The 20264-nt window shown below is 54.4% G+C and carries 19 protein-coding genes; 15 read left to right on the top strand and 4 right to left on the bottom strand.

What is annotated here, in order from left to right:
* The first annotated feature begins 20 nt into the window (after window positions 1–20).
* From CPH80_RS20575 to CPH80_RS20535, 9 genes are all read left to right on the top strand, one after another.
* Window positions 21–887, top strand: coding sequence for an SDR family oxidoreductase (locus CPH80_RS20575; RefSeq protein WP_096281008.1), 867 nt, complete (start codon window positions 21–23; stop codon window positions 885–887).
* 10 nt (window positions 888–897) lie between these two features.
* A complete protein-coding gene (locus CPH80_RS20570; RefSeq protein WP_096281006.1) occupies window positions 898–2514 on the top strand; it encodes an acyl-CoA carboxylase subunit beta in 1617 nt (538 codons plus the stop codon).
* Window positions 2515–2597: 83 nt separating this feature from the next.
* Entirely contained in the window at window positions 2598–3758 is a 1161-nt protein-coding gene (locus CPH80_RS20565; protein ID WP_096281004.1) for an acyl-CoA dehydrogenase family protein, read from the top strand.
* Between the two features lie 61 nt (window positions 3759–3819).
* Window positions 3820–4641, top strand: a complete 822-nt coding sequence (locus CPH80_RS20560; protein WP_096281002.1) for an enoyl-CoA hydratase/isomerase family protein — start codon at window positions 3820–3822, stop codon at window positions 4639–4641.
* Window positions 4642–4795: 154 nt separating this feature from the next.
* A complete protein-coding gene (locus tag CPH80_RS20555) occupies window positions 4796–6739 on the top strand; it encodes an acetyl/propionyl/methylcrotonyl-CoA carboxylase subunit alpha (protein WP_096281000.1) in 1944 nt (647 codons plus the stop codon).
* 21 nt (window positions 6740–6760) lie between these two features.
* Window positions 6761–7588: an SDR family oxidoreductase gene (locus CPH80_RS20550; RefSeq protein ID WP_096280999.1), complete on the top strand. Its 828-nt coding sequence runs from the start codon at window positions 6761–6763 to the stop codon at window positions 7586–7588.
* 61 nt (window positions 7589–7649) lie between these two features.
* The gene (locus CPH80_RS20545; RefSeq protein WP_096280997.1) at window positions 7650–9473 is read left to right on the top strand and encodes a long-chain-acyl-CoA synthetase; all 1824 of its coding nucleotides are present in this window, start codon (window positions 7650–7652) and stop codon (window positions 9471–9473) included.
* A 257-nt stretch (window positions 9474–9730) separates the two neighbouring features.
* Window positions 9731–9991 carry a MazF family transcriptional regulator gene (locus tag CPH80_RS20540; protein ID WP_096280995.1) on the top strand — a complete coding sequence of 87 codons (261 nt, stop codon included), beginning with the start codon at window positions 9731–9733 and terminating at the stop codon, window positions 9989–9991.
* Complete coding sequence (locus CPH80_RS20535) at window positions 9991–10353, top strand: type II toxin-antitoxin system PemK/MazF family toxin (RefSeq protein WP_096280993.1); 363 nt, start codon at window positions 9991–9993, stop codon at window positions 10351–10353. Before CPH80_RS20540 ends, CPH80_RS20535 begins: the two co-directional genes overlap by 1 nt.
* Here the strand turns inward: CPH80_RS20535 and CPH80_RS20530 are convergent.
* On the bottom strand, window positions 10343–10594 hold the full coding sequence (locus tag CPH80_RS20530) for a hypothetical protein (RefSeq protein ID WP_096280991.1): 252 nt from the start codon (window positions 10592–10594) through the stop codon (window positions 10343–10345). The genes CPH80_RS20535 and CPH80_RS20530 overlap by 11 nt on opposite strands.
* 27 nt (window positions 10595–10621) lie before the next feature.
* The gene (locus CPH80_RS20525) at window positions 10622–11602 is read right to left on the bottom strand and encodes an NADPH:quinone oxidoreductase family protein (RefSeq protein ID WP_096280989.1); all 981 of its coding nucleotides are present in this window, start codon (window positions 11600–11602) and stop codon (window positions 10622–10624) included.
* 232 nt (window positions 11603–11834) lie between these two features.
* Here CPH80_RS20525 and CPH80_RS20520 point away from each other — a divergent pair, with 232 nt between their 5' ends.
* From CPH80_RS20520 to CPH80_RS20500, 5 genes are all read left to right on the top strand, one after another.
* Window positions 11835–12446: a trimeric intracellular cation channel family protein gene (locus CPH80_RS20520; RefSeq protein WP_096280987.1), complete on the top strand. Its 612-nt coding sequence runs from the start codon at window positions 11835–11837 to the stop codon at window positions 12444–12446.
* A gap of 122 nt (window positions 12447–12568) precedes the next feature.
* A complete protein-coding gene (locus CPH80_RS20515) occupies window positions 12569–13867 on the top strand; it encodes an NCS2 family permease (protein WP_096280985.1) in 1299 nt (432 codons plus the stop codon).
* Window positions 13868–13897: 30 nt separating this feature from the next.
* Complete coding sequence (locus CPH80_RS20510) at window positions 13898–14440, top strand: adenine phosphoribosyltransferase (RefSeq protein WP_096280983.1); 543 nt, start codon at window positions 13898–13900, stop codon at window positions 14438–14440.
* 9 nt (window positions 14441–14449) lie between these two features.
* Window positions 14450–15112 (top strand): fumarylacetoacetate hydrolase family protein, encoded by a 663-nt coding sequence (locus CPH80_RS20505; protein ID WP_096280982.1) that lies wholly within the window; start codon window positions 14450–14452, stop codon window positions 15110–15112.
* Between the two features lie 64 nt (window positions 15113–15176).
* Entirely contained in the window at window positions 15177–16487 is a 1311-nt protein-coding gene (locus CPH80_RS20500) for an ABC1 kinase family protein (protein WP_096280980.1), read from the top strand.
* 129 nt (window positions 16488–16616) lie between these two features.
* Here the strand turns inward: CPH80_RS20500 and CPH80_RS20495 are convergent, their stop codons facing one another.
* Complete coding sequence (locus CPH80_RS20495; RefSeq protein ID WP_096280978.1) at window positions 16617–17300, bottom strand: SIR2 family NAD-dependent protein deacylase; 684 nt, start codon at window positions 17298–17300, stop codon at window positions 16617–16619.
* A complete protein-coding gene (locus CPH80_RS20490) occupies window positions 17300–18703 on the bottom strand; it encodes an FAD-binding oxidoreductase (protein ID WP_096280976.1) in 1404 nt (467 codons plus the stop codon). The genes CPH80_RS20495 and CPH80_RS20490 overlap by 1 nt, the downstream gene beginning before the upstream one ends.
* Window positions 18704–18893: 190 nt before the next feature.
* On the opposite strand from CPH80_RS20490, the gene serA reads away from it, so the two are divergent.
* On the top strand, window positions 18894–20123 hold the full coding sequence (gene serA, locus CPH80_RS20485; RefSeq protein ID WP_096280975.1) for a phosphoglycerate dehydrogenase: 1230 nt from the start codon (window positions 18894–18896) through the stop codon (window positions 20121–20123).
* Window positions 20124–20264 lie beyond the last annotated feature (141 nt).

Genomic DNA, 20264 nt, shown 5'->3' with positions numbered 1-20264 from the left:
CTGAATAAGGTCTTATAAATATGAGCTATCAATCGATTTTCCATCCTGAGCTATTCAAAGGTCAGACAATCATTGTAACCGGCGGCGGTTCAGGTATTGGACGCTGCACCGCCCACGAACTCGCCGCCCTTGGTGCCCGGGTTGCGTTGGTAGGACGCAAAATTGAAAAAGTTGAAGCAGTTAAAGCAGAGATCATGGAAGACGGCGGCATTGCCTCGGCTCATTCCTGCGATATCCGTGAGGAAGAATCTGTAAAAGCTACCGTAAAGACGATCATTGAAGAGCACGGCGGGTTGAACGGCTTGGTGAACAATGCTGGCGGCCAGTTCCCTTCCCCGCTTGCAGGCATTAACCAGAAAGGCTGGGAAACCGTGGTTCGCACCAACCTCACTGGCGGCTTTCTGGTGGCCAGAGAAGCTTATACTCAAGCACTGGCAAAAACCGGCGGCGCCATCGTGAATATTGTGGCGGATATGTGGGGCGGCATGCCTGGCATGGGCCACTCAGGCGCAGCACGAGCTGGCATGGTGAACTTCACCCAGACCGCCGCTGTTGAATGGGGCACCTCCGGTGTTCGTGTGAATGCGGTTGCACCCGGCTGGATTGCTTCTAGCGGTATGGATAATTACCCAACACACATGAAAGAGTGGATTCGCGGCCTTGCAGACCATGTACCCATTAAGCGCATGGGCACAGAATCTGAAATCAGCGCGGCCATCTGTTTTCTGCTAAGCCCAGGCGCTGCCTATATAAGCGGCGACTGCCTACGCATCGATGGTGCGGCTTCTCAGGGCACGCGGATGTGGCCTCTGCCCAAAGCAAAGAATAATGAGCCCTTCAACGGCTTCCATAGGGCAGTAACGCCCAAAGTGCTCAGCGAGGATTGAGGAGACTCTTATGCAAACATTGGAAAGCAGCGTTAATCCGCAATCCGACGAGTTCCAAGGCAACACCGATGCCATGAACGAACATGTTCAGACCTTCCGGGATGTCGAGCAGAAGGTTCTTGATCTGGCGGAAGCTGCACGGGAAAAGTTCGCCAAGCGTGGCAAGCTCCTGCCCCGAGATCGCATTAATCGCTTACTGGATCGTGGCACCCCGTTCTTGGAGCTTTGCTCCCTGGCCGGCTACAAGATGCACGACGACAAAGACGGCAGCATGGCTGGCGGCAACATCATCGCGGGCATCGGCACCGTCAGCGGCATCCGCTGCCTGGTGGTCGCCAGCAATTGCGCCATCAAAGGCGGCACCATCACGCCTGCCGGCTTGGATAAGACCTTACGCCTGCAGCAGATCGCCAAAGAAAACAAACTGCCGGTTGTCTCACTATCTGAGAGCGGCGGCGCCAACTTGAACTACGCTACCGATATCTTCGTGCAGGGCGCACGGGGCTTCGCCAACCAAGCAAGAATGTCTGCGGCAGGCCTTCCACAGGTCACCGTTGTTCACGGCAACGCCACCGCTGGTGGTGCTTACCAGCCGGGCTTGTCTGATTACGTGGTTGCCATCCGTGGCAAGACAAAAATGTTCCTAGCTGGGCCGCCACTGCTAAAAGCAGCAACTGGCGAAATCGCCGATGCTGAAGAACTCGGTGGGGCTGAAATGCATGCTCAGGTTGCCGGCACCACCGAATACTTAGCCGAAGACGATGCGGACGGCATCCGCCAAGCCAGAAACATCATGGAAGCCCTACCCTGGAACGAGCAGCTGCCGGTTCAGCGCGAGCTAAAGTGGGACGAGCCGCTTCATCCCGAAGAAGAACTGTTGGGCGTTATTCCCTCGGATTCAAAGAAGCCTTACGACGTCCGTGAAGTTCTGGCGCGCATCGCCGACGGCTCGAAGTTTATGGACTTCAAAGACGAGTTCGACAACCAGACCGTGTGCGGCACCATCCGCATTGAAGGCCACTCTGTCGGCATCATCGGCAACAACGGCCCAATCACCCCGGCTGGCAGTGCTAAAGCGGCTCAGTTTATCCAACTGTGCGACCAAGCGGGCACTCCGCTTTTGTTCCTGCACAACACCACAGGTTTCATGGTGGGCACGCACTCGGAACAGAACGGCATCATCAAAAACGGCTCTAAAATGCTGCAGGCCGTTGCTAACTGCCGAGTACCGAAGATCGCAGTTGTGATTGGCGGTTCTTATGGCGCAGGCAACTATGCCATGTGTGGCCGTGGCCTGGACCCAAGATTCATCTTCGCTTGGCCCAACAGCCGCACCGCCGTAATGGGCCCTGCCCAAGCTGGCAAAGTGATGCGCATTGTAGCCGAGGACAAACAGCGCCGTAGTGGTGTTGAGCCTGATCCGAAAACCTTAGATTTCCTCGAGCAAGCCACGGCTAAGAAGCTAGAAGACGGCTCCACGGCGCTGTTTGGCACAGCCCGGCTCTGGGACGACGGCCTGATTGATCCCCGGGATACCAGGCGGGTAGTGGCGCTGGTTCTAGACGTATGTCGCGAAGCCGAGATCCGCCAACTACGGCCGAATACATTCGGTGTGGCTCGCCTCTAAGGCAATCTAAATATTGAACTATTAAATGGTCTGCACGTAGCAATTGAGTGGTAGACCAGAAGTAAACACTAGGAGAGTACAACGTGAAATTTACACCTGAGCACGAAGCCCTAAGAAAAACTGTCCGCGATTTTGTGCAGAAAGAAATTAACCCCCATTGCGACGAGTGGGAAGAAGCCGGCACGTTCCCCATTCGTGAAGTATTCAAGAAAATGGGCGACCTCGGCCTGTTGGGCATTCAAAAGCCCGAAGAATACGGCGGCATGGGGCTGGACTACAGCTACAACCTTGTAGCGGCTGAAGAACTGGGCATGGCCAACTGTGGCGGCGTACCTCTGGCGATTGGCGTGCAGACCGACATGTGTACACCGGCCATCGCCCGCTTTGGTTCTGACGAACTGAAGCGCACCTTCCTGGCGCCCGCTATTTCGGGTGACATGGTGGGCTGTATTGGCGTGAGTGAAGTAGGCGCTGGCTCCGACGTGGCTGGCCTGAAAACCACCGCCAAAAAGGACGGTGACGACTACGTCATCAACGGCTCCAAGATGTGGATCACCAACAGCCCAAGTGCCGACTTCATCTGCCTGCTGGCTAACACCAGCGACGACAAGCCGCACAAAAATAAATCATTGATTATCGTACCCATGAACTCACCGGGCATCACCATGAGCCCGCATCTGAACAAGCTGGGCATGCGTTCCTCCGAAACTGCCCAGATCTTCTTTGATGATGTGCGCGTACCCCAGCGCTATTGCATCGGCGGCGAAGGCACAGGCTTCATGATGCAGATGCTGCAGTTCCAGGAAGAGCGTTTGTGGGGCGCGGCCAACGTGATCAAAGCGCTGGAAAACTGCATTGATCAGACCATTGAATACTGCCGCGAGCGCAAGACTTTCGGTGTTCCACTGATCGACAACCAGGTGATTCACTTCCGCCTGGCCGAACTGCAAACCGAAGTAGAAGCCTTGCGCGCCCTGACCTATCAGGCTTGTGAGCTGCACATTGAAGGCAAGGAAGTCACCAAACTCGCCTCCATGGCCAAACTGAAGGCCGGCCGCCTGGGCCGTGAGGTTACCGACAGCTGCCTGCAGTACTGGGGCGGCAACGGCTTTATGTGGGACAACCCTGCATCCCGTGCATTCCGTGATGTTCGGCTGGTATCTATCGGCGGCGGCGCCGATGAGATCATGCTGGGGATTATCTGCAAGATGATGGGCACCTTGCCTGGCAAGCGCAAAAACTGAACTAAGGTTCCAGACCGGCACCCCGGCACTAGCCCCAGACCACATTCTTGGAGTCGTTCTTATGGAAACCTTGCCACACTGCGACACACTGCTTTTGGAAAAACAGGGGCCAGCCCTGCACGTAACCATCAACCGGCCGGACTCCCGGAACGCCATGAGCCTGCAGATGGTTGCTGAGCTATCCGCAATCTTTACCGAAGTGGAGTCCGATTCCAGCATACGCGCCGTGGTTATCCGCGGATCGGGTGGCCACTTCTGTGCCGGTGGTGACATCAAAGACATGGCCGGAGCCCGCAACCAGAAAGCGGATGACGACGGAGTCGATCCGTTCTACCGATTGAATCGCGCTTTCGGGCAGATGATCCAGCAGGTGAACGAATCCTCCAAAGTGGTTATCGCCATCACCGAAGGCGCCGTAATGGGCGGCGGCTTCGGTTTGGCCTGCGTCTCAGACGTTGCCATTGCCGGGCCGACCGCCAAATTCGGCATGCCCGAAACCTCTTTGGGCATCATCCCGGCCCAGATCGCACCGTTTGTAGTAGAACGCATCGGCATGACCCAAGCCCGCCGACTTGCGCTGCTAGGGCTGCGAATCGGGGCAGAAGAAGCCTGCGCACTGGGCATCGTTCACCAGGCTGCGACCTCCGATGAAGAACTGAACGACATGCTGACCCAGGCACTGGATCGCATTCGCCATTGCGCACCAAACGCCACTGCGCAAACCAAAGCCCTGCTCCACCGGGTCGGACACGAATCCATGAGCGGATTACTCGACAGTGCAGCGGACATGTTCACAGCAGCCGTCCGTGGCAGCGAAGGTGCAGAGGGCACAATGGCATTCATGCAAAAACGCCCGCCAGCTTGGGCAGACGAAAACCACTGATTGCGGAGCGAGTGAGGGAGAAAAGAGGCCTCCAGAAAATGTTGGAGGCCAAGGACGGCCGGAAACAAGCGCACATGGACGTGCTCGTAGCGGTTTTCTGGAGGCCTCTTTTCTTCCTCACTTGCGGCCTTGCACCGAACATGAGACCAGCAAAATGCTAAAAAAATTACTAATAGCAAACCGAGGCGAAATCGCAGTCCGCGTTATTCGCACCGCCAAAGCCCTTGGATACCGCACCGTTGCCGTATATTCCGAGGCAGACGCCAACGCCATGCACACAGAGATTGCCGATGAAGCCGTGTGCATTGGGCCTGCACAAGTCGCTGCGTCCTACCTGAACGCCGACGTTATACTCGAAGCGGCACGCAAAACCGGCGCCGACTGCATCCACCCCGGCTACGGTTTTCTCTCAGAGAATGCAGACTTCTCTAATGCCTGCAAAGAAGCTGGCATTGTATTCGTAGGCCCGCCAGCCAGCGCCATCGAACTGATGGGCAGCAAGCGCCGCTCCAAAATCGCCATGCAAAAAGCCGGCGTCCCCGTGGTTCCTGGTTACGAAGGCGACAACGCCAGTGACGACGAACTCATCGCAGCTGCCGCAGGCATCGGCTACCCGCTAATGATCAAAGCCTCCGCTGGCGGCGGTGGCCGAGGCATGCGCTTGGTAGAGAAAGAATCCGACTTGGCCGAAAACATCAAACGCGCCAGATCCGAATCCAAACAAGCCTTCGGCGATGACGAACTGATTCTGGAAAGAGCCGTTATCGAACCCCGCCACGTGGAAATTCAGATCTTCGCGGACCGACACGGCAACGCCGTCTACCTTGGCGAGCGGGACTGCTCAATACAGCGTCGCCACCAGAAAGTTGTTGAAGAAGCTCCCTCCCCCTTCGTGACGCCCGAACTTCGGGCTGCTATGGGCGACGCTGCCGTTAAAGCTGCACTTGCCTGCAACTACGAAGGCGCAGGGACCGTCGAGTTCCTCGTGGACAAAGACCGCAATTTCTACTTCCTGGAAATGAACACACGCCTGCAGGTAGAGCACCCGGTTACCGAACTCATAACCGGGCAAGATCTAGTGTCCTGGCAAATGACCGTTGCCGAAGGCTTGCCGCTGCCATTGGCTCAGAACGAAATTGAGCTGAACGGCCACGCCATCGAAGTTCGGCTTTACGCCGAAGACCCCTCCAATGGCTTCACGCCGCAAACTGGGCCGCTGCATATCTTTAAGCCCGCCGAAGGCGAAGGCCTGCGCTTTGATACAGGCGTGCGCTCAGGTGACGAGGTCACCCCGCACTACGACCCCATGCTCGCGAAAGTTATCGCTTGGGGAGAAAACCGGGACGAAGCTCGCCGTCGCCTGATCCGGGCACTGGAAGACACCACCGTGTTTGGTGTCACCACCAACCGGTACTTCCTCAGCCGCATTATTGCAGACAGCAAGTTCGGTGCGGGAGAAGCCACCACCGCATTCCTGCAGCAGGAGTTCAGTGAAGACCCCTCTCTGCAACCCGCGAAGCTGAACATTCGGCAACTCGCTCTTGCAGCCGGTGTGCTGGCCCATGGCACAGTGGGTGAACAAGCCTGGAGCAACGCGCCGGCGACCATAACGCCTATGAAGCTGGACACAGGAGAATCTACCGTCGAGCTACTAGTGCACAACAAAGACAATGTGCTGTCCTGCAGACTGGGCGACCAACACCATGAGATAGTGCTCGCAAGCATCGAAAAAGATACCTTATGCATTATCGACAACGGCATTCGTCAGCGTTGCCAATATCATCGCGACGGGGATTCCTTATATTTGCAGGCCTTCGGCGAGTCTTGGTCGGTCACTGACCTCACTCACCAGCCAGCTGCAGGCGCTAACGGTGCCGGCAGTGGACGCATTCAGGCCTCAATGGACGGTGCCATTATCGACGTATTGGCCGAACCAGGCCAAACCGTTCGCCAAGGCGACACGCTGGTTATACTGGAAGCCATGAAAATGGAGCACCCAGTCAAAGCAGATTGCGACGGTGTTGTTAGCGAAATCCTGACCAAAAAAGGCGATCAGGTGAAACGTAAGCAGTTACTCGTGGAAATCACCACCAACTGACATCCGAATAGGAAAACAAAAATGAACACTTTGGACCAGAAAACTGTCTTTATTACCGGCGCCAGCCGCGGCATCGGCCGCGCGATTGCGCTGGCGTGCGCCCGCCAGGGCGCAAACGTTATCATCGCGGCCAAGTCAGACACGCCACATCCGAAGTTACCAGGCACCATCCACTCGGTAGCCGAGGAAGTCCGCGAAGCGGGTGGTCAGGCTCTGGCACTGGTACTCGATGTACGGGATGAAGATCAGATTAAGCAGCGGATTGACGAGGCTGCCGAGCATTTTGGTGGCATTGATGCCCTCATCAACAACGCCGGTGCAATACGCCTGAGTGGTGTGGAAAACCTTAAAGTCAGCCGCTTCGACCTAATACACCAAGTGAATGCTCGTGCAGTGATGGCCTGCAGCCAGGCAGCTTTGCCCTGGCTTAAAAAGTCTAGTCGCGGACACATCCTGAGCATGTCGCCGCCACTAAATCTTGATCCAAAGTGGTTCGCACACTTCGGGCCTTACACGTCCACAAAATACGCCATGACTATGATCAGCATCGGCATGGCGCAAGAATTCAAGCGCTACGGCATCGCCGTTAACACCTTATGGCCCAAAACCATAATCGCCACCGCCGCCATCCAGCACGAGGCCGGTGGCGAGCAACTGATGGCCCAAGGCCGGACGCCAGAAATCATGGCAGATGCCACGGTAAGCATACTGAACCGATCGGTAGACGAGATGACCGGCCAGAACCTGGTTGACGAAGATGTACTCCGTCAAAACGGCGTAACAGACTTCGAAGGCTACCGGTACAAAGCCGGTGATAAACCCCTGTTGCCAGACCTCTACCTAGACTAGCCTCACGGCGAGGTTATTCCGGGGCCCTGAATCAACTATAAAAACACCTTACGGAAAGACCATGAACCAAGACAACGTTACTGCGATGGATATCGCGCGCAGCCTGCCGGGCATACTGAAGCGGTTTCCGGCTATTGCCAAAGGTTATTATTACTACTCGATCCAGGATGCGAACAAAACCCTTACCCTCGGAACCTTGGTCGAAAAAAACGCTGAAAAGTATGAAAACAGACCTGCGATTCTGTTTGAGGATCGCAGCATCACTTGGGGCGACTTTAATAGTTGGTCCAACCGTATCGCCGGTTATTTTCAGACTCAAGGGCTGAAAAAAGGGGACACCATTGCTGTCTTCTTAGAAAACCGCCCAGAGGTACTGGCAGTGGTTGCGGGTGCGGCCAAGATCGGCGTCGCCTGCGCCATGCTGAATACCTCCCAGAAAGGCAAGGTACTGGAACATAGCGCCAACTTGGTTAACCCGAAAATGGTCGTGGTTGGTGAAGAGTTGGTATCTGCGTTTGACGACGTAAAAGAAAGCCTTCAGCTCGACCATCCCACGCCGTTCCTGTTCCTCGCGGATACCAATACCCTTAACGCCTTCGGCGATGCGCCTGCCGGCTACGCCAACATGGCACAGCAGGTCAGCACGTTTAACAGTGACAACCCCGTTCTGAGCGACCCACCCAGAACCGGAGATACGGCAATTTACCTCTTCACCTCAGGCACAACTGGCCTGCCTAAGGCCGCTCCGGGATCACACAACAAGTTCCTGAAGGCATACGGCGGCTTTGGCCTAATGTCTCTGTCTATGAAGCCGGACGACGTTTTTTACTGCACTCTGCCGCTATATCACGGCACCGGCCTTGTAGTTTGCTGGGGCTCGGTATTGGCCGGCGGCTCCGCTCTTGCTCTGCGCCGAAAGTTCTCCGCTAGCGCGTTCTGGGATGACGTGCGTCGCTATGACGCAACGGTATTCGGCTACATCGGCGAACTTTGCCGCTACCTGCTAAACCAGCCGCCAAGTGATCAGGATTGCAATCACCGCCTGACCAGAATGCTTGGCAATGGTCTGCGCCCCTCTATCTGGCGTGAGTTCAAAGAGCGCTTCGGGATCGACAAGGTTGCGGAGCTCTATGCTTCCAGCGAAGGCAACGTCGGGTTCAGTAACTTTCTCAACCTAGACAACACTGTCGGCTTGTCTACAGCACCTTACAAATTGGTGAAATTTCTCGACGGTACCCGCGACCCTATCCGTGATGACAAAGGTGTTATGCAGGAAGTAGCAAAGGGCGAGCCGGGCCTACTTATTAGCGAAATCACGAAAAAGTGGTTTTTTGAAGGCTATACCCAAAAAGAAGCCACAGAAAAATCCATTCTGCGAGATGCTTTCAAAAACGGAGACTCTTGGTTTAACACCGGCGATGTGCTAAGGAACCTCGGCTTTCGCCATCTGCAATTCGTAGACAGAATGGGCGACACCTTCCGCTGGAAAGGCGAGAACGTGTCTACCAACGAGGTAGAGAACATTATCGACGGTTCCGGAATGGTGAAGGAAGCGATTGTCTACGGCGTTGAGATTCCAAAAACCAACGGCAAGGCGGGCATGGTGACGCTGGTACCGAACAGCGGTAACTTCGATATCAATAAGCTGTTGACCTATCTGCAGGACAACCTGCCCGCCTATGCGGTGCCGGTGTTTGTGCGGGTTACCAACGCCATCGAGAAAACGGGAACGTTCAAGTACCGCAAGGTGGATATTCAGAAAGCGAGCTACGCTCTGGAGCGGCCCCATGAGGAGGTTTTTGCGTGGTTCCCGAAAACAGATGGCTACACTCAGCTGACACCTGGGCTGGTTTCGGATATTGATTCTGGGAAGTTTCGCTTCTGACTGTAGTCCTAGCCTTATAGGACTGGGGGTAGCCACGGATGGCCGGAGTCAAGTGCACATGGATATGCTCGTAGAGGGTTTTGGGGAGGCCTGTGTGGGGTCGTAATAAAATCGGTAACTTAATAAAGTTGGTTCAACGTTTCAGTCAATTTGGAGTGGAGTAAAACCACCTAAAGTGTAGATACAATTGTTGACACATGCATAGCCGAGCATTAAAGTAGATCCACTTGTAGCTACGAACAACCCGTGAGGTTTTTATGCAAAGTGAAATTAAGCGTTGGGGCAACAGTGCCGCTGTTCGACTTTCCAGCAAAATCTTAGCTCAAGCGAGGCTGGACGTTTCTAGCCCTATTCGCATTGACGTTAAGGCAGGAAAAATTGTTATCGAGGCAGCAGAGAAAGCTTCACTCAAGGTCAACTTACCGTTTTCCGAGGCTGACCTGCTCGTTGGGCTCGATGCTTACGGCGCACATGCTGATGAGATTGCTCAACCCTCTGCCGCTGAAATGGGTGTTTAATGGCACTGTACATCCCTGAGCGCAATGAAATCATCTGGCTGGATTTCGAGCCGACCAAAGGCAAAGAGGTCGGTAAATATCGGCCAGCGCTTGTGCTGTCGTCGAAGCAGTATAACAAGCAGACCGGGCTCCTGATTTGTTGCCCGATCAGTACGAGCATTCGCGGTACCGCGACAGAGGTTTCTGTAGATAACCTGGATCAACCTTCTGTGGTGGCTTCAAGCCTCATTCAAACGCTGTCCTGGAAAGACCGGAAGGCTAATTTCATCACCAAGGCTGAAACCGGCGTGATGGATCAAGTGTTGGTTCGCATTATCCCTCTTATTGGAGCGGATAGCGTGATTGAGAAATTCATTGAGTAAGTGGGAAATCGGCGTTCTGGACATCGACCAGACTCTCAGCGTTGACATTGACGATGCGCCCGACAAATAGACCCATCTCCTGAAGATTGATTACGCCCCGGATATCCGGTTTACCGGTATCCGGGGCGGCCGCGCCAGTGGTAATGTCTGCAAAAAACTGGACGAGGTCGAAACATTCTTCGGAAAAGGCTGTCTGGCCAAAGAATTGTCCACAGCCTGTCAGCCATGGCTCTACACCCAAACCATCAGGCTACAACCAGAAAGTAACTCACGAGCCAACCTTAAGCACAACCTTGCCAGTAGCTCGGCGCTCAGTTAGTGCACCCAGAGCTTTCGCGTAATCCTCGAACTCGAATACCTCGCTGATGTTTGGATCGATTTTGCCTTCAGCATAGAGCTTCATCAGCTCCATCATGTTCTGGGCGCTTGCTTCTGGTTCACGCTGAGTGAAGCTGCCCCAGAACACGCCGACGACCGAACAGCCTTTCAGCAGCGTGAGATTCGCGGGGATTTTGGGGATATCGCCTGCAGCAAAGCCGACGATTAAATGGCGGCCGTTCCAGGCCATGGCACGCAGGGCCTGCTCGGTGAAATCACCACCTACGGGGTCGTAAATCACATCCACGCCCTTGCTATTGGTCAGGCGCTTTACGGCCTCTTTGAGCGGCTCATCTGTGTAATTGATCAGCTCATCCGCACCCGCGGCTTTGGCAACCTGCAGCTTCTCAGCTGAGCTGGCAGCGGCTATTACCCGGGCGCCCATGGCCTTACCCAACTCTACTGTTGCCAGGCCCACACCGCCGCTGGCACCCAGAACCAGAAGGCTTTCGCCCGGTTGGATATTGGCGCGCTGCTTGAGAGCGTAATAGGACGTGCCGTAAACCATGGTAAACGCAGCCGCTTTCTCGTCGCTCATGCCTTCCGGGATCGGCAGCAAGTTGTGTTCTGGTACGATCACTTCTTCTGCAAAGGCGCCGTAGCCAGTGAGGCCCGCAACCCGATCGCCAACTTTGAAACGGGTTACTTTGTCACCCACCGCAATAACTTCACCAGACATTTCGCCGCCCGGGGAAAATGGCATGGTTGGCTTGAGCTGGTATTTGCCTTCGATAATAAGCGTGTCAGGAAAGTTCAGGCCCGCTGCTTTTACACGAACTTTAACACCGCGGCCTTTGGCCTCAGGGCTGGGCACATCTTCAATGACCAGTGTTTCAGCCGGGCCATATTCTTTACAGAGGATCGCCTTCATGGGAACTCCTTTTGATAAAACTCTGTTGTTATTGAATCACGCCAAGCTAAACAGACTCTCCCCATGAAGCAAATAAAGAACCTTTATCCATGTGAATAAGTAGCACTTATAACCTAGTCTTTATTGCAGCATGCCCAGAGATGAATCAAGCGCCGTTTTCCGTTATCCTTCGCGCTCCTGGATCTAGCTGCTCAAAAACTATCCGCCTTTATTCTTGGATTCAGGGCTTACTATGTTCGACGTTGTTTACTCTCTTGAAATGATTGGAATTGTGGCCTTCGCCATATCGGGCATGGTGGTTGCGCGCTCCAAGAACATGGACCCGGTCGGCGTGTTCACCATAGCGTTTATTACCGCTCTGGGTGGCGGAACCCTGCGCGATCTCATCATGGGTAACCATCCGGTTTACTGGATCAAGCACGAAGAGCAGCCCATCCTGATTCTCGTCATGGCGATAGTATTCAGTTACTGGAAGCGCTCGGAGCGTATTCGCCCCTCCTGGATTGTGTTCCCGGATGCCATCGGCCTCGGCACATTCTCGATACTGGGTGCACAATTGGCCCTCGACATGGGCCACTCGTGGTTTATCGCATCATTGCTCGGCGTAATGACAGGTACATTCGGGGGAGCACTGCGCGACACCCTTTGTAACGAGGTGCCGTTCATTTTCCGCAAGGATCAAATCTACGCGTCCATTTCATTTGCTGGATGTTGGCTCTATTTCCTCTGCCAGTGGGCCCTGCAAAGCGAAGTTCTGTCGCTGACCATCGGCCTTCTTTTTATCGTCATCGTTCGGATGGCGGCGGTGCGTTTCGATATCCGTTTACAGCGCGATCCATCCTGAAGTTGATGATTGAAGCTTCATGACTGAAGGCTCCAATCATTCCTTGGCCTGAGACCCCTCAGTCGGTAAGATTACCGTTTTTTCATCCTACACTCTGGCACCCTGAGAGGCAGACACCCGTCATGCTCGAACGACTGTTCAAACTCCAGGCCCACGGCACTACAGTTCGAAAAGAACTTATTGCGGGCATCACCACCTTCCTGACCATGGCTTACATTATCGTGGTCAACCCGGACATATTGTCCTCTACTGGCATGGATTACGGTGCTGTGTTTGTTGCCACCTGTTTGGCAGCGGCCATTGGTACCCTGATCATGGGCCTGTGGGCAAATTACCCAATCGCCCTTGCCCCGGGCATGGGGCTAAACGCCTTCTTCTCATTCACCGTTGTAGGCAGTTTGGGCTATAGCTGGGAAGTGGCGCTTGGTGCGGTATTCCTCTCGGGCTTTATCTTCTTCTTGCTGAGCATTTTCAAAATCCGTGAATGGATCATCAACAGCATCCCCATGTCTTTGCGCTTCGGCATTTCCGCCGGTATCGGCTTTTTCCTGGCGCTGATCGCCCTGAAAAATGCCGGCATCGTAGTGGACAATCCGGCTACGTTGGTGGGGCTGGGTGAACTGAAATCCGCCGAGAGCCTGCTGTTCTTTGGCGGCTTTGTACTGATCTGTGCGCTGTCATTCCGTCGCATAACCGGTGCCGTCATGATCGGCATCATTGCCGTAACGGTCATCGCGATGATGCTGGGCATGGTGGAATACAATGGCTTCGTCTCCGCGCCACCAAGCCTCGCGCCAACCTTCATGAAAATGGACATCGCGGGTGCACTGAACGTCGGCATGATTAGCATTGTGTTCGCATTTTTGTTTGTCGATCTGTTCGACACTTCTGGCACCCTAATTGGCGCCGCCCAACGTGGTGGCTTACTGGATAAGGACGGCAAGCTTCCCCGCTTGGGTCGCGCGCTGATGTCTGACTCAGTTGCCACTATGTCTGGTGCCGCTCTCGGTACATCAACAACCACCAGCTACATCGAATCAACTGCGGGCATCTCTGCCGGCGGGCGCACTGGCCTCACCGCTGTGGTTGTGGCACTTCTGTTCCTTGCGTGCCTGATGCTGTCGCCCATCGCCAGCATTATCCCAGCCTACGCCACCGCACCCGCACTTCTGTACGTTGCGGTATTGATGGCCAGTGGCCTGAAGCTGATAGACTGGGACGACATTACAGAAGCCGCGCCCGCGGTTGTAACCGCACTGATGATGCCTCTTACATTTTCCATCGCTAACGGCATTGCACTGGGTTTTATCACTTACGCTGTCATCAAAGCTTTGAGCGGGCGCTGGTCTGATCTGAACGTGAGTGTTGTAGTGATCGCTATCGTCTTCATTTTGAAATTCATCTTTCTAGACGCAGCCTAAGCTGCGCCCAGAGTGAGAGCCTGATTTTTTATGGATTACTTTTCTCAAAGCATCAAACAAGCAATCCGCACAGTGCCAGACTGGCCCAAGCCCGGCGTTGCTTTCCGTGATATCACCACGGTTCTGCAAGACAAAACAGCTTTCCGAAAGTTGATTGATGCATTTGTTCACCGCTACCACGGCCAGAAAATTGATGCCGTGGCGGCGGTAGACGCCCGGGGATTCATCATTGGCTCAGCCTTGGCCTATGAGCTAAATGCCTCGCTGGTGCTGGTGCGCAAAAAAGGCAAGCTACCGTTCGATACGCTCGTAGAAGACTATGAACTGGAATACGGAACAGCCTCTGTAGAGCTGCACCAGGATGCGTTTAAGCCAGGTGACAAAGTGGTGCTGGTGGACGATCTGATTGCCACCGGCGGCACTATGCTGGCAGCCAGCCGGCTGATTCGCCGTATTGGCGCCGAAATTGTCGAAGTCGCTGCAATGATTGATCTTCCCGATCTTGGGGGGTCTGCCAAGCTGCAAGAAGAGGGCCTTAAGGTCTATACTGTATGCTCGTTCGAGGGCGAATAGAGGCCATCTATGAACCATTATCAGCACCACTGGAAAGACAGCACACCGGTGCACCTGCCACTGGGAAAGATCGTCTGTGTTGGCCGGAACTACGCGGAACACGCGAAAGAACTCAACAACCCGGTGCCTGCTGAACCTTTACTGTTCATCAAACCAGCCACCTCTGCGGTACACCTGACACGCCCGCTGGAGTTTCTGGCCAGCCAAGGCCAGGTGCACTTCGAAACCGAACTGGCAGTACTCATAGGCAAACCCCTGACCAACGCATCTGCCAGCGAAGCCCAGGCAGCCATTCTCGGTTATGGCCTGGCGCTGGATCTGACCCTTCGGGACTTGCAAAGTCAGCTGAAAGAAAAGGGGCACCCCTGGGAGCGAGCCAAAGCCTTTGATGGCGCCTGCCCCTTGTCGCCGTTTGTGGCTGCCGAGCATTTCCGCAACGACCACATTACCTTTAGCCTGGACATCAACGAGCAGCGTCAGCAAAGCGGTGATACCAGAGACATGCTTTTTCCAATCATGTCACTTTTGGCCCACATAAGCCGCCACTTTACGCTACTGCCCGGAGACGTCGTGCTTACTGGGACGCCCAGCGGCGTCGGGCCGCTGCTCTCAGGCCAAACGCTATCGCTGCAACTGGAAGATAAGTTGTCTGTTTCCACCAAAGTGGTTTAACTTGGGCTCTCTCAATTTTTCTTCATTCTCAATCTTTCTTACTGAAGAGAACGTATAGTCAGGCATGGCAAAAAAACCGGTTACCTCACGCAGTGGTCGTTTCTTCAAGCTTGCCGGCATGACTGCCTCGGTAGCGGGGCAGTACGCGGGCCAGAAAGCCCGTAGCATGTTCAGCAGCGAAAACGACGACGGCGCCCGCAGTGAAAGCTACACCCGTATGGCCAACCGTATTACCGATACGCTCGGTGAAATGAAAGGCGCGGCTATGAAGGTGGGCCAGATTGCTTCCCAGACCCAGGACTTCCTGCCCCGGGAGTTTTCTGATGCGCTTGAGAAACTGCAAAAAGAAGCGCCACCCATGCCCTTCGAGATTATTCTTGAGCAGGTAGAGGTAGAACTGGGTAAGCCGGTAGGCGAGCTGTTTGAGTACCTTCAAGAAAAGCCCTATGCCGCTGCTTCTATTGGCCAAGTACACCGCGCTCGGCTGCACGACGGCACAGATGTGATCGTTAAGGTGCAGTACCCAGGCGTGGATGAGTCCTGCGATTCCGATTTGAAACAGCTGCGCCTGGCCTTGAAGCTCGGCGGCCTGCTAAAAATGCCCAAGGAGTCAGTCGACCAGTTATTCACGGAGATTCGTGAGCGGCTGCGGGAAGAACTGGATTACGAGAATGAAGCCCGCAACATTGAACTGTTCCGGGAGTTTCACAAAGATGATCCGTGGGTGGTTATTCCTTCAGTGATTCCCAGCCACTCCACCCGCCATGTGCTTACCCTGGGGCTGGAGGAAGGCGACCACGTAAGTGAGGTTACGCCAGAGCGCTACGATCAGGCTACGATCAATCTGATCGGCCATCGTATGTTTACGACCATGGCAGACCAGTTATTTCGCTTTGAGTGTATTCATGGCGACCCCCATGCCGGCAATTTTGCATATCGGCCGGATGGCAGTATTGTGATGTACGATTTCGGCTGCGTTAAGAAGCTGAAGCCGGAGATTGTTGAGGCCTACCGTAATGCTGTGACGGCTGCCCTAGCCCAGGATTACAAAGCGCTGGATGCGTATCTGATTGATTTAGGTGCCAGGGTGGGAAGTCAGCCGGCTATTGATGAGGCTTACTACGCGATGTGGCGGGATATTTTGATTGTGCCGTTTAATTCTGAGCAGCCTTATGATTTTGGTGAGTCCAGCATTCACAAGCATGTGGCGGCGAAGACGAGCACTGTGTTCAAATATTTGGATTCGTTCAAGCCGCCGGTTGAGAGTATTTTTATTGACCGGATGATTGCGGGGCATTACTGGATGCTGAAGCGGCTGGGAGTTCAGGCTGCTTTTGGCGAGGAGCTTCGTGGGTATCTTGCGGAGTCGCACTGACCTTTTGGCTTCGGCGTTGTCGGCAGCATCAGGGCGATGTGTCCAAAACACGCTGTGAATACTTCCCTGTACGCTTGGCTACGCCATCCATGGCTTCGCACAGTTTTGGACACATCGCCCTGATGCTGCCTATCGGGCTAAGAAGTTTGCTGCCCACTCAGCGACACCCTCTCCAGCGCCTTTTCTGATGATTCTTGCACGTGAAACGCCTGCCGGTTCACCTGGGTCTATTACCGTAATCGGTACATCGATCTCCACTTCATGGATCAGGCCCGCAGCCGGGTAGACCTGAAGCGACGTGCCTACGATTAGTAGGTCGTCTGCGATGCGGACTATGTCGGCGGCGGCCTCCAGCATGGGGACTTCTTCGCCAAACCAGACGATGTGCGGGCGCAGTTGCTGGCCCATGGCACAGTGGTCGCCCAGTTTTATGTCCCGGTACCCTATGTCGTAAACCAATTCTGGATTGACTGTGCTTCTCGCCTTTGTAAGTTCGCCGTGGAGGTGAATGACATGGCTGGAGCCGCCGCGTTCGTGCAGGTCGTCGACGTTCTGGGTGACGATGGTTACACGGTGGCGCTGCTCAAGTTCGGCGAGCAGGCGGTGGGCGCGGTTTGGCTGGGCCGAGGCGATCTGGTGACGGCGTTCGTTGTAAAAACGCAGCACCAGTTCCTGGTTTCGGGCGAAGGCTTCTGGGGTGGCCACGTCGTATACGCTGTGTTGCTCCCAAAAGCCGCCGTTGTCACGGAAGGTGGAGAGGCCGCTTTCGGCGCTGATGCCAGCGCCGGTAAGTACTACGATGTGCCGTTGCATTAGTCGAAGATCTTGCCGGGATTGATGATGCCGTTGGGGTCAAAGACTTGTTTGATCCCTCTCAAGTAGGCAATTTCTGTTTCGCTGCGGGTGTACTGCAGGTAAGGCTTTTTGGTCATGCCTACGCCGTGCTCAGCGGAGACGCTGCCTTGGTACTTCTCTACGATTTCAAACACCCACTTGTTGACCTGTTGGCACTTTTCGAAGAAGTCTTCTTTTGCCATATCTTCCGGCTTTAGGATGTTGAGATGCAGGTTGCCGTCGCCTATGTGGCCAAACCAGATAATTTCGAAATCTGGATAATGGTTAGCCACCAACTCATCGATTTCCGCTAGAAATTCCGGAACCTTGGAAACCACCACGGAGATGTCATTTTTGTAGGGCGTTCGCGGTGCGATGGACTCTGAGATGCGCTCACGCAGTTGCCACAGGTTCTGGGCTTGGGTTTCGCTTTGGCTGATCACACCGTCTAGCACCCAACCGTTTTCCATGCACTGCTCGAACAGGCTCATGGCATTGTCCATGATCTGATCAGACGTCGCTTCAAACTCCAGCAATGCGTAATAAGGTGCTTCGGTTTCAAACGGCGCTTGTACCTGGCCGTGCGCCAAAACGTGGCCCATGGCTTGGTGCGAGAAGAACTCGTAGGCAGTTAGATCAAGGCCGGTTTGGAAGGTTTTGAGCACGTCCATGGTGTTGCCGAGGTCATTCAGTCCGAGCACCAGCACCGTCAGATTATTTGGCAGGCGTGTGAGTTTCATGGTGGCTTCGGTAATAAAGCCTAGTGTGCCCTCGGCGCCGATGAACAGATGGCGCAGGTCGTAGCCGGTGTTGTTCTTTGCCAGATCTTTGTTCAAATCAAGAATATCGCCTTTACCGGTCACTACTTTCAATCCGGCCACCCAGTCGCGGCTCATGCCGTAGCGGATCACTTTGATGCCGCCGGCGTTGGTGGAAAGGTTACCGCCAAGCTGGCTGGAGCCGGCAGACGCAAAATCTACCGGATAGTACAGGTGGTTCTCTTCGGCAAAGCTCTGCAGTTGCTCAGTAACAACGCCGGCCTGGCAGCGAACCAAGCGATCGCTGGCACTGAAATCAAGAATCTGGTTCATGCTGTCGAACGCAACAACCACTTCGCCGTTGGCGGCCACTGCACCGGCACTCAGGCCGGTACGGCCACCGGAAGGAACTAAGGCCACACTGTTTTTGTTGGCAAATTTCACCAGCGCCTGGACCTGTTCAGTGGTTTTCGGGAGTGCGATAGCTAAAGGATTGGGCGTGTAGATTCGAGTCCAATCCTTACCGTAACTCTCGCGATCAGCCGGGTCAGTCAGTATTTTTCCGGGCGCATCGCCGGTGGCAATCAGCTCTTTCAGGGAGGCAATGATCTGTTCAGAGTTCATGAATGCATCAGTCTCGTCAGGATTGGGCCGGTGGCTCTGGATGAAATTATCAATTCAGTTGATCCAGGCGAACCAGCACACTGTGAAAAGTTCCTTTTATGATATCATATCGCTCCTGTTCTGTGAGCCAGCCCCGACGATCACTGGCTGCAGGTGATTTCATGCCACGAAAGGTTCGGAAGCAAAGCCCATGTCAACGACGTCTCTCGAAAAGAGCAAAATCCGGATTCTGCTGCTGGAAGGCGTGCACCAATCCGCGCTAGACACCCTGAATGCTGCAGGCTACACCAACATTGAGTACCTCAGTCACTCTCTGACCGAGGAAGACCTTATCGAGAAGATTGCCGATGCGCACTTTGTCGGCCTTCGCTCCCGCACTCAGTTGACCGAGAAAGTATTCGAGGCCGCTAAAAAACTGGTTGCCGTGGGTTGTTTCTGCATAGGTACCAACCAGGTTGACCTGCAGGCTGCAACTCGTCGTGGCATCGCCGTATTCAACGCTCCATTTTCCAACACTCGCAGTGTTGCTGAATTGGTGCTGGCGCAGGCTATCTTGCTGCTGCGCGGTGTTCCCGAGAAGAACGCCAAGGCGCATCGCGGTGGATGGCAAAAATCAGCCAAAGACAGCTACGAGATTCGCGGTAAAAAGCTGGGCATCATCGGCTATGGCAACATAGGTACTCAGTTTAGTGTTCTGGCTGAAGGCCTGGGCATGGACGTGTATTTCTACGATGTGGTTTCCAAGTTGCCTATCGGCAACGCGACCCAGGTGGGCTCCATGCAAGAGCTACTCAACATCTCAGATGTTGTGAGCCTGCACGTTCCAGAAACAGCGGCCACTAAGTACATGTTCAAAGCAGAGCAACTGGCGCAGATGAAGCCAGGCTCTATTCTGATGAACGCCTCACGGGGCACGGTTGTTGATATTGAAGCTCTGGCAGAAACGCTGAAGAGCGGCAAGCTGCTGGGCGCCGCCATTGATGTGTTCCCAGTTGAGCCTAAGTCCAACGACGAAGAGTTTGTGTCTCCGTTGCGGGAATTCGACAACGTGATTCTGACCCCGCACGTAGGCGGCTCCACCATTGAAGCCCAAGAAAACATCGGGCGTGAAGTGGCTGAGAAGCTGGCTATGTACAGCGATAACGGCACGTCTGTGTCTTCTGTGAACTTCCCAGAGGTGGCGCTGCCTGCTCACCCAGATCAGCACCGCATACTGCACATTCACGAGAACGTGCCGGGTGTGATGTCTGAAATCAACCAGGTGTTCTCCCAGAACGGCATCAACGTTTGCGGACAGTACCTGCAGACCAGGCAAGACATTGGTTACGTAGTGATTGATGTAGACAAGGCCTATGGTGAACTTGCCCTAGAGAAGCTGCTCAAGGTAAAAGGCACTATCCGCGCCCGCGTGCTGTTTTAAGGGACGCCTGTTCTCATAAAAAAACCGGAGCACGCAGCCAAGCCATTTACCTTAAGTGTGGCTGAGCTTGGGCAAGCCAAGTAAGAAAAGCCAGTGACCAAAAATCACTGGCTTTTTTTCATTCAAAATTTCTGAACGCAG

The sequence above is a fragment of the Marinobacter sp. LV10R510-11A genome (genome assembly GCF_900215155.1).
Classification (GTDB): Bacteria; Pseudomonadota; Gammaproteobacteria; order Pseudomonadales; family Oleiphilaceae; genus Marinobacter.
Note: the sequence above shows the minus strand (reverse complement) of the source record. Positions and strands in the feature narration are given on the sequence as shown.

What these genes read in the sequence shown, in the direction of transcription:
- CPH80_RS20500 (WP_096280980.1), top strand. Translation starts at nt 15,177, where the DNA reads ATGGCAAAAAAACCGGTTACCTCACGCAGTGGTCGTTTCTTCAAGCTT.
- serA (WP_096280975.1), top strand. Translation starts at nt 18,894, where the DNA reads ATGTCAACGACGTCTCTCGAAAAGAGCAAAATCCGGATTCTGCTGCTG.
- CPH80_RS20550 (WP_096280999.1), top strand. Translation starts at nt 6,761, where the DNA reads ATGAACACTTTGGACCAGAAAACTGTCTTTATTACCGGCGCCAGCCGC.
- CPH80_RS20540 (WP_096280995.1), top strand. Translation starts at nt 9,731, where the DNA reads ATGCAAAGTGAAATTAAGCGTTGGGGCAACAGTGCCGCTGTTCGACTT.
- CPH80_RS20525 (WP_096280989.1), bottom strand. Translation starts at nt 11,602, where the DNA reads ATGAAGGCGATCCTCTGTAAAGAATATGGCCCGGCTGAAACACTGGTC.
- CPH80_RS20510 (WP_096280983.1), top strand. Translation starts at nt 13,898, where the DNA reads ATGGATTACTTTTCTCAAAGCATCAAACAAGCAATCCGCACAGTGCCA.
- CPH80_RS20505 (WP_096280982.1), top strand. Translation starts at nt 14,450, where the DNA reads ATGAACCATTATCAGCACCACTGGAAAGACAGCACACCGGTGCACCTG.
- CPH80_RS20520 (WP_096280987.1), top strand. Translation starts at nt 11,835, where the DNA reads ATGTTCGACGTTGTTTACTCTCTTGAAATGATTGGAATTGTGGCCTTC.
- CPH80_RS20495 (WP_096280978.1), bottom strand. Translation starts at nt 17,300, where the DNA reads ATGCAACGGCACATCGTAGTACTTACCGGCGCTGGCATCAGCGCCGAA.
- CPH80_RS20515 (WP_096280985.1), top strand. Translation starts at nt 12,569, where the DNA reads ATGCTCGAACGACTGTTCAAACTCCAGGCCCACGGCACTACAGTTCGA.
- CPH80_RS20555 (WP_096281000.1), top strand. Translation starts at nt 4,796, where the DNA reads ATGCTAAAAAAATTACTAATAGCAAACCGAGGCGAAATCGCAGTCCGC.
- CPH80_RS20545 (WP_096280997.1), top strand. Translation starts at nt 7,650, where the DNA reads ATGAACCAAGACAACGTTACTGCGATGGATATCGCGCGCAGCCTGCCG.
- CPH80_RS20535 (WP_096280993.1), top strand. Translation starts at nt 9,991, where the DNA reads ATGGCACTGTACATCCCTGAGCGCAATGAAATCATCTGGCTGGATTTC.
- CPH80_RS20560 (WP_096281002.1), top strand. Translation starts at nt 3,820, where the DNA reads ATGGAAACCTTGCCACACTGCGACACACTGCTTTTGGAAAAACAGGGG.
- CPH80_RS20490 (WP_096280976.1), bottom strand. Translation starts at nt 18,703, where the DNA reads ATGAACTCTGAACAGATCATTGCCTCCCTGAAAGAGCTGATTGCCACC.
- CPH80_RS20575 (WP_096281008.1), top strand. Translation starts at nt 21, where the DNA reads ATGAGCTATCAATCGATTTTCCATCCTGAGCTATTCAAAGGTCAGACA.
- CPH80_RS20570 (WP_096281006.1), top strand. Translation starts at nt 898, where the DNA reads ATGCAAACATTGGAAAGCAGCGTTAATCCGCAATCCGACGAGTTCCAA.